Origin of the sequence: Brachybacterium sp. GCM10030252 (genome assembly GCF_042666535.1) — a bacterium.
Lineage (GTDB): Bacteria > Actinomycetota > Actinomycetes > Actinomycetales > Dermabacteraceae > Brachybacterium.
The window spans coordinates 52008-60940 of record NZ_JBHTDM010000011.1 but is presented as its reverse complement, the minus strand read 5'-3'; the positions used below and the strand labels follow the sequence as shown (position 1 = coordinate 60940).

General features: G+C 70.1%; 4 protein-coding genes. All 4 read right to left on the bottom strand.

Annotated features, from left to right (window positions below; all coding sequences use genetic code 11):
* Positions 1–147 precede the first annotated feature (147 nt).
* Positions 148–684 carry a DUF202 domain-containing protein gene (locus ACFQRJ_RS11840; protein WP_377019318.1) on the bottom strand — a complete coding sequence of 179 codons (537 nt, stop codon included), beginning with the start codon at positions 682–684 and terminating at the stop codon, positions 148–150.
* Positions 681–1043: a YidH family protein gene (locus tag ACFQRJ_RS11835; RefSeq protein ID WP_377019317.1), complete on the bottom strand. Its 363-nt coding sequence runs from the start codon at positions 1041–1043 to the stop codon at positions 681–683. The genes ACFQRJ_RS11840 and ACFQRJ_RS11835 overlap by 4 nt, the downstream gene beginning before the upstream one ends.
* A complete protein-coding gene (locus ACFQRJ_RS11830; protein ID WP_377019316.1) occupies positions 1040–2089 on the bottom strand; it encodes a formylglycine-generating enzyme family protein in 1050 nt (349 codons plus the stop codon). The genes ACFQRJ_RS11835 and ACFQRJ_RS11830 overlap by 4 nt, the downstream gene beginning before the upstream one ends.
* A gap of 334 nt (positions 2090–2423) precedes the next feature.
* Positions 2424–8648: an Ig-like domain-containing protein gene (locus ACFQRJ_RS11825; RefSeq protein ID WP_377019315.1), complete on the bottom strand. Its 6225-nt coding sequence runs from the start codon at positions 8646–8648 to the stop codon at positions 2424–2426.
* Positions 8649–8933: the final 285 nt, after the last annotated feature.

Genomic DNA, 8933 nt, shown 5'->3' with positions numbered 1-8933 from the left:
AATGTGCGCACCCCGGCCGCCCATCGACCAGGGTGATCCACGAGTCTTCATAGCGGGGCCCTGGGCCACAAGACCTCTCAACCCCGCCACCCTCATAGCGTCTGACGGGGCCGGCCCGGCGGCGGCTCGCCGGACCCTCGACTCCGCTCAGCGGATGAGGTTGACGACCAGGTACGAGGCACAGACCAGACCGATGCACAGCACGGCCGCGGTGCCCACGAGCATCGGCTTGCCGTCGCGCGCCAGCTGCCCCAGCCCCAGCAGCGAGTCCTGCGCCCGCTGATAGCCGGAGGCGGTCAGCACGTAGGCGAGCACCGCGAGGCCGGCGCCCACCAGCCCGGCGACCACGCCGAACATGCCCAGCTGCTCGACGGTGAACCGCATCCCGACCAGGCTCGCGACCCCGAACGCGAGACAGGTGCGCCGCCACGAGAGCAGGGTGCGCTCGGGCTGCAGACCCGGGTCGTAGATCGACGCGACGTCCTGCCCGGGCTGCGCCACCTCACCGTCGGCCTCCGCAGGATCGGGGTGGACGCTCTCGCCCTCGACGCCGTCCGGATCACCGGAGGCGTCGGCCTCGTCCCGGTCCCCGCGGCCCGCGGATCCGGTGGCTTCGCGGTCGTCGTCCCCCGCGGGGCCGACGGGTCCGTCGTGCTCGTGCTCGTGCTCGTTCTCGTCGCTCACGCCACCAACCCGATGAACACCAGTGCCGCGGCGATGATGATGCCCACCACCAGCACGGCGCCCACCGCCAGGCCGGGAAGCGGGCTCCCGTGACGCAGCGACTTCTCGGTGGCGCGCCACCCGAGCCAGGCCTGCAGGGACGCGATGGTGCCGAGGACGAGGAACACCGAGGCGGCGGAGACGCGCCAGCCCACGGCATGGGGCAGAGCGAGAGCCTCCAGGGCGAACGCCCCGGCATACAGGGCCAGCGCCGTGCGCAGCCAGGCGAGGAAGGTGCGCTCGTTGGCGAGGCTGAACCGCGGATCGGGCTCCTCGCCGTCGCGGTAGACGGAGGCGGGGAAACGGCGGGGAGCGTTCATGCGTCGGCCTTTCGGGGGGTCGCCGAGGAGTCGGGGCCGTCCCTGTCGACCAGGGCGACGGTGCGGAATCCGCCGTTGCCCATGGACGAGTCCGGGGTGTTCTGGGAACGGGCCGAGTTGCGGTACCGATTGCAGTACGAGATGTGGCAGAGGTAGCTGCCGCCGCGCATCACCCGGGCCTGGCCGTCCTCGGGGCCGACGGGGTCGTGGGCGGTGGTGCGGTGCTCCGCGGTCGTCCCGCGGCGGTAGGTGGTCGGGTGGTACCAGTCCTGGCACCACTCCCACACGTTGCCCACGGTCTGCCACAACCCGTAGCCGTTGGGCTCGAAGGTGCGCACGGGCGCGGTGGTGAGGAAGCCGTCCTCGCGGGTGTTCACGCGCGGGAAGTCGCCCTGCCAGATGTTGGCGCGCCAGCCGCCCTCGTCGACCTCCGCGTCACCCCACGGGTACTTCGCGCCCTCCAGGCCGCCGCGGGAGGCGTACTCCCATTCGGCCTCGGTGGGCAGGCGGCGGCTGGCCCATTCGCAGTACGCCACGGCGTCATTCCAGCTCACGTGGACGACGGGATGGTCCTCGAGCCCGTCGATGCCGGACCGGGAGCCGCCGGGGTGGCGCCAGTCGGCGCCCTGGACGCCGCGCCACCACGGGGTGCCCTGGGCCGGGCCCATGATCTCCTCGTCCTTCGCAGCGACGGCGAGGTGGAACACGGCGGAGAACCCGAAGGTCTCGGCCTCGGTGCGGTAGCCGGTCGCCTCGACGAAGCGGGCGAAGTCGGCATTGGTCACGCTGGTGGCGTCGATCTCGAAGGCGCTGAGGGCGACCTGGTGGCGCGGGGTCTCCCCGTCGGCCCGATTACGGTCGCCCGAGGAGTCGCCCATGGTGAACGTCCCCGCGGGCACGCGGACCTGCTCGATGCCGTGCCGAGGCTGTGCGCCGTCACCCGTGGCGGTCTGCCCGGTACGGGTCGAGCCGAGTTCGACGAACTGATCGCGCGAGGGTGTACCGCAGCCGCAGCCGCACCCCGTGTTCCCTGCCGGATGGGACATCCTCGACTCCTCTCCTGCTCGGACCGCCGTTCTTCCGGGACTACCGTCGCTCTCCCGGGCGCACCGCCGCACCAGCCTAGCGATCTTCGCGCGAGGGCCTCGTCGTCGGGTACTGGATCAGGAGCGGGTGCCGTTATCAGGAGCGGGTGCCGTTGCTCTATGAGGATCGGTTCCCGCTATATCGCCAGTAGTCGACGACCGCTCCCGTGCCAAGAGACCCGCCGCGGCATCGGCAGGCCACGGCGGGCCACCGCACCAGCGGGCGACGGCGAGCCGCTGCGACCGTCTCCCATGGCGAGCCCCCGTGGCCGACGCGGGCAAGGCCTCTCGCCCCTCAGCTCGGCATGTAGATGCCGTCGGCCACGACCTTGGTGTTCCCGCATTTGCGGCCGACCTTGATCGTCAGGGGCCAGTCCGGCTCCCCACCGCGCACATACCCGTAGAAGTTCGACCTCGCCGCCGTCGTGGCCCGGCCATTGCTGCCGGCTTTCAGATCGAAGCACTTGTAGTTCGTCTCGCCCTCGTTGGACAGCGTCACCTTGTACGTCGCGCCGGGCTCAAGGTTCTTCAGCGAGAAGCGGAAGTACCGGCAGTTGCCGCTGTCGCATCCGTCGGTGCCGGCAGGGACCGTGTCCCCCCACGTCACGCCACCGTCCATGGCCGGATCCGGCGGGGTATAGGTCTGGGCCTTCTTGCTCTGCGAGACCTTGTCGCTGGAGAGACCCTTGCCGTTCACCACGCGCGCTTCGATGCTGTGGCTCGAACCGGACTTAGCCGTGATCGTGGTGGAGTAGGAGGTGCCGTTCACGGATTTCTTGGACCCGTCGACCCACACCTCGAGCGTCTTGCCGCCCCCGCCGCCGTCGCCGCCGGGGGCCTTCGCGGTCACGGTGACCGGGCATGTCTTGCTGTTCGTGCAGCTCTTCGTCGAGATCGACACCTGCGGCTTCGCCGGCTTGGTGTAGGGCTTCACTGAGTTCGACTCACCGGAACGGTCGCTCTCGGTGAAGCGGTTCCGGGCCTGGACCTGGAATCTGTAGGTCGTGCCGTTGTCCAGGTTGCCGATGTCCGCGGAGGTCGCCGACTTGTCGACCACCTTCCGGCCGCCGCCGGACCAGGTGATCACGTAGTCCTTAATCTCGGTGCCGTTGCTCTTGGCGGCATTCCATTCCACGTGCGCTCGCCCGTTGGGCCCGTCGCCCTTGCCCTCGCTGGGCAGGGAGGCCTTGACCCCGGTCGGAGCCTCGGGCACCGCCCAGGGGACGACGGCCTCCGACGGCGAGGACGCACCGGTGCCGCGGCCCACGGAGTTCACACCGATGTAGGTGAAGGTGTGCTCCTTGTTCCGGTCGAGGTCCCTGAAGGTGGCCGACCTCGTGCTCGCATCGACCGTCTGCTCCGCGCCGGAGGAGGCCTTGACGATGTACTCGGTGATCGGCTCGCCGTTGGCCTCGGCCGTGGTCATCTTCGGCCAGGTCACCTTGACGCTGCCGCCGAGCGCAGTGCTGACGCGTTCAGCGGTCGCGGTGCCGCTGGGGGCGGCGGGCTTGCCTGCCGGGTGCTCCGCCCGCGACCAGCCCGACCAGTCCGACGGCTGGTCGGCGAGGTTGTGGGCCCGCACCCGGAACCGGTAATCGGTCCCATTGGTCAGCCCCTCCCAGGCGAGCTCGGTCGAACCCGACTCCACCTCGCGGGTGTGGAGCTCACCGGTGGCGGTGTCCTGCATCTGCAGGTCGTACTTCTGGATGGCGGAGCCATGATTGACCGGCGCACTCCAGCCCACGGTCAACTGCTGGTCGCCGCGCTGGGCCGACGGGGTCTCCGGCTTCTCGGGGCGCACGTCCGGCCGTGCCGTGGCCGAGGCCACCGAGGCCTTCGACGGGCCCACCTCGTTGTTCGCGACGACCTGGAAGGTGTACTCCACGTCGTTCTGCAGCCCGGAGATGGTGCACGAGGTCGAGGCGCACTCCTGCGTCACGGACGGCCCGGTGGCCGTGGAGACCTCGTAGCCGGTGATCGGGGCACCGTTGTCGGCCCCGGCCTTGAAGTTCAGCTCGACGAACCCGTCGCCCACCTCGCCGATCCGCGGGGCCGACGGCGGCTCGGGCGCGGCACGCACGGTCACCCGGATCTCGCCGGTGACCTGCCGGTCCGGGTCGCCGGTGTCATCCTTGACGCCGTACTGCGCAGTCAGGATCCCGTGGAAGCCGGCATCCGGGGTGATCGTCACCTTGTTCCCATCCAGGCCGATCTCTCCCTCACCGCTGGTGATGGTGGGGCTGACGACCTCGCGCTTGCCGCCGGGGAACGGGTTGGAGTCGTTGGCGAGCACGTCGATGGACTTGGTCTGCCCCGCGTCGATCTGGTCCTTGTCCAGTACGGCGGCCAACAGCGGCCGGTTCGAGCCGCCCACGGTCAGCTGGACCTTGGCCGGGACCGGGTCGCTGTGCCCGTCGGTGACCGAGACCGGCACGTCCACGATGGTGCCCTTGGGCACCTCCGCCCCGGCCTTCGCGGTCACGGTCGAACCCTCCAGGCCGACGCTTACGCCGTCCGTGGCCGGGACCTCGCCGAGGGAGAAGGTGAGCTCGTCGCCCTCGGGATCCTCGGCGGAGGCGGCCAGGTCGACGCTCGCCTGCGGCCCGCCCTGCTCGACCTCCAGCACAGCGCCCTGCAGGGTCGGCGGCAGGTTGGAATCCTCCGGCGCGACCTCCACGGGGATCGCGAGGGTCGCGGTCGCCGCGGTGGAGTCGCCCACCTCGCCGTCGGTGACCTCCACCGAGATGGTGTCCTTGCCCGAGAAGCCCTCCGCCGGGCGGTAGGCCAGCGTGGATTCGTCCTGGACGAGTTCGGAGCCATCGCTGTGGGCAGCGGTGACGAGGCTGGGATCGGTGATCGTCGCCGGCTCCGCGCCCGGCCGCACCCGCACGTTCTCGGAATCGGAGAGGTCCACCGTCGCTTCGGCCCCGCCCTGGACCTGGATCGGCTCGCCCACCCACACGGGGGCCTGCTTCGAGGTGCCGGGCACCCAGACGTACCCGGCCGAGGTCAGGCCGTCGACGTCCTCGATGATGTAGCGCAGTCGCTGCTGCTCCTCCTGCGGGGTCACCCGCACGATCCCGTCGTCGCGCAGCTGCGTGTCTTCGGGAGCCTCGTCCAGCGAGACCTTCAGGTCACTGGTGCTGCCGTCGGGATCCGAATCGTTGGCCAGCACGTCCACGTCGACGTACTCGGCCTCGGGATCGAGCACCTCCTCGGCGGAGACGAAGTCGTCCCGCGCGATCGGCGCGCGCTCGGGCGCATTGGGATCGACCTTGATGGTGATCGTCGCCGAGCTCTTCAGCTGCCCGTCCGAGGCGCTGTAGAGCACGGTGTGGGTTCCCGGCTCCGACGGGGTGGTCACGGTGACCACGCCGTCGTTCTTCTCCTGGTCCGGATCGGCCACCTCGATGTCCGTCATCGCCTCGACGTCCTCGCGGACGACGCTGAGCGGCGCCCCCTCGGGGTCCGTGTCGTTCTCCAGCACCGGGATCTGCACCTCGCGGTCCGGTTTCACCTCGACGGTGTCGTCGACCGCGTACGGCTCGAGGTTCATCTCGTTCGGCGGCGCCACGCCGACCTGCACGTCCGCCGTGCCGATCGCGCCGTGCCGATCCATGACCTGGTAGCTGAACCGGTCGGTGCCCGCGGCGTCCTCGTGCGGCACGTATTCGATCCATTGGCCGTTGGCCTCGGTGACCTCGCCGAGCTGCGGGGTGGGGCTGGTGATGCCCGTGAGCATCACCGAGTCCCCGTCGGCATCGATGCCCGTGGTCGGCACCGGGATCCGCACCGGCGTGCCCGCCACCGTGCGGGCGGTGAGGTTGTCCGGCTCGGGCGGCGTGTTGGGCGCATCGCGGGGCACGATCGTGATGGTGGCGCGGGCGGAGCCGGTGCGACCGCTCTCGTCGACCACCTCGTAGGTCACCACCGCCTCGCCGCTGGCGTCGTCGTCGGCCGTGAAGCGCAGCTGGTCCTCGTGCGTCTCGGCGTGCCCCTTCGTCTCGGCGTCGGAGTCGTCGAGGATCTGGCCGAGGTGCAGGTCGAGATCCGTCGGCGAGACGTCGTTGCCGACGACGTCGATGTTGACCATGTCCCCGGCGCGGACGACGGCCTCGTCGGGCACCGCCGAAGGGTTGGCGAACTGGGTGTCGGTGCTGGCCACCATCGTGCGGATGGTGCCGGTCGTGGTGCCGGCGGAGTTGGCGACCTCGTAGGTCAGCGCGACCGGTTCGTCGGAGACCTCGGCCCCCGGCTCGGCCTCGACCCGGACCAGGTGATGGGACACGATGGTCGCCTTGAGCCCGCTGTTCTCGGGCACGGAGACGGAGTTGACCACCAGCACGCCCCCGGTGGGGTCGACGTCGTTCTCCAGCGGGTCGATCAAGGTGTCCGACCCGGTGGTCACGGTTCCCATGTCATCGACCGCCACCGGCGCGAGCTCCTCCGAGGCCGGCTCGATGACGTCGACGCGGATCAGACCCTGGGTGGCCGTGCTGGAGCCGGCGGCGGCGACCGTGTACTCGAGGTAGTACGTCCCCGGGCTCTCGCCGGAGACCGAGACCGTGCCCGCATCCAGTGCCGGCTCCACCTCGAGGCCCTCCGTCTCGGACACGTTGGTCAGCTCGAGGTCCCCGCCGTTGGGGTTAAGGTCGTTGGCCAGCGGTTCGATGGTGGTGTCCTGACCGGCGACGACGCTCGCGTGGTCGGCGGTGGTCACGGGCGGGATGTCGTTCTCGCTGACCGCCTCGACCTCGACGGTGCCCTCGGCGGTCTCACCGAACTCGTCGCGGAAGGTGACCTGGACCTGCTTCGTGCCCGTCTCCAGGCCCGCGTCGTTGAACGTCAGCTGGCCGTCGGGCCGGAAGGTGACGATGTCCTCGGGCTGCGTGGTGGCGTTGGCGAGATAGAACGCGTCGCCCTCGGGGTCCTCCCAGTATGGCTTGATGTTGACGCTGACCTCCTCGCCCGAGCGGACCTTCACCTTGGTCACGGCGTCCTCGGCCGGCGCCGGGGCAGAGTTCTCCCCCTCCGGGTGCACGTCGAGGGTCACGGTGGCGGTATCGCTCTGCCCGCGGCCGTCGTCGGCGACGTAGGTGAACGAGGCGCTGCCGCTGGCGTCATCGGCGACCTCGATCTGCATCTGCGTCCCGCCGCGGATGGGGGTGACCGTGCCGATCGAGGGCTGCTCCCCCTGCAGCGAGACGGTGAGGATGTCCCCGTCGGGGTCGGTGTCGTTCCTCGTCACCGGCAGCACCACGCTCTGGCCGGGTCTGACGCCGAACTCGTCGTCGTTCGCCGTGGGCGGGCGGTTCTCCTCGTTGCGCTCGGCCGCGATGTTCGTGATTGTGGTGGTGAGGGTCTCCTTCTCCTTCTCCTCGGACGTGTTCGTCTTGATGTCCTGGTTGATCACCCAGTCATCGACGATCTGCATCTTGTCGGTGATCTTCCAGGACAGCCCGAACTCCTGGTCGTTGAGGACGACCAGATCGTTGTTCACGCGCAGCGTCAGGTCCCCCGCGGTATCCGCCTCCGGGACCGGTTCGGCCACCGGCTCCTGGCCCTCGCACGCGCGCACGTAGCGCATCGACTTGTTCCATGCCCCGTACACGCAGCCCTTGGCCTGGGCAGGGACCACCGGCTCCCCGGTCCCGCCCGCCGGGATCTCCTGGGGATCGCCGCCGCTGAAGGGAATCACGAAAAGGCTGTCCTCGGTCGCGAGCGCGAAGTTCTTCGAGGTGGGGCTGGGCTTCTGCAGGCGCGCCGACTCGAGGCTGGAGACACCCTGATCGGTGAGATCGACCGTCCTGAACTCGGTGCCGACGCGCAGGATCCCGTTCTCCTTGTCCAGGATCACGGGCTTCTCGCCGACGGCGGTCAGTTCCAGCATCTCGGGGTCACTGGAGACGTTGCTGGCCACGTTCGGCTTCCCGGGCTTCGTCTTGCGCGTGTCCTGGGAGTGGGGGAACGTCAGCAGCTGGTCGCCGTCCAGGAGGAACACGGTGCCCTCGCTGGAGACCGTCACCAGCGGCGCGCCGTCCTCCGCGGTGTAGTTGGGGTCGACTCCGCTGGGGGTGAACGCCGCGGCTTCCTCGGGCGAGAGGATCCAGACGCGCCCGTCGGGGGTGGCGATCACCACCCGGTCCCCACCGAGCTTCACATCGGTCTCGGGCGGCAGGTCGACCAGCCCGCCGCGCTGGACCGAGGCGGTGTTGATGGGGGTCATCCCGTTCGAACCGGTCTCGAACACCGTGGTCCCGGACTGGATGATGTCGAGATCGTCGCCCGTGGTCGCCAGGCGTGCATCGAGCTCACCGGCATCGACGTTCATCCGGCCCATCAGCCCGTCCTGCTGGTTCATCACCCAGACGCCGCCGTTGGAGCTCTCGATGTCCGAGGACGTCAGCCCCGGGTAGTTCAGCGCGAACCCGGTCACGACCAGGGCGATCACCGAGAGGACAGCGCTCGAGGCGACGGTGGTGCGCCGGCGACGCCGCTTCACTCCAGCGGTGACGGACATGTGGTGGGACCCCTTCGAGACGACGTTCGCAAAGCGCGCCGACCCATTCCGTAGCTCCGGATCCACCCCCGAGGACGGCCCTGCCGCGCGCACGACGGCCCCAGAGTACCTATCCTCGGCACGGCACGCGACGGGTCGCACGCACGGTGGACGGCGTCTCAGGGCGGGGCGCGCGAGGCTGGGCAGGGCGGAGCGCGCGAGCGAGGGCCGGGCGGGGCGCGCGAGGCTTGGCCGGGCGGGGTGGGCACGGCTGGGCCGGGCTGGGCGCCGACAGATCCGTGACCC

Bases quoted from the DNA above. Each gene is read 5' to 3' on its own strand.
- ACFQRJ_RS11835 (WP_377019317.1), bottom strand. From the start codon at position 1,043: ATGAACGCTCCCCGCCGTTTCCCCGCCTCCGTCTACCGCGACGGCGAG.
- ACFQRJ_RS11830 (WP_377019316.1), bottom strand. From the start codon at position 2,089: ATGTCCCATCCGGCAGGGAACACGGGGTGCGGCTGCGGCTGCGGTACA.
- ACFQRJ_RS11825 (WP_377019315.1), bottom strand. From the start codon at position 8,648: ATGTCCGTCACCGCTGGAGTGAAGCGGCGTCGCCGGCGCACCACCGTC.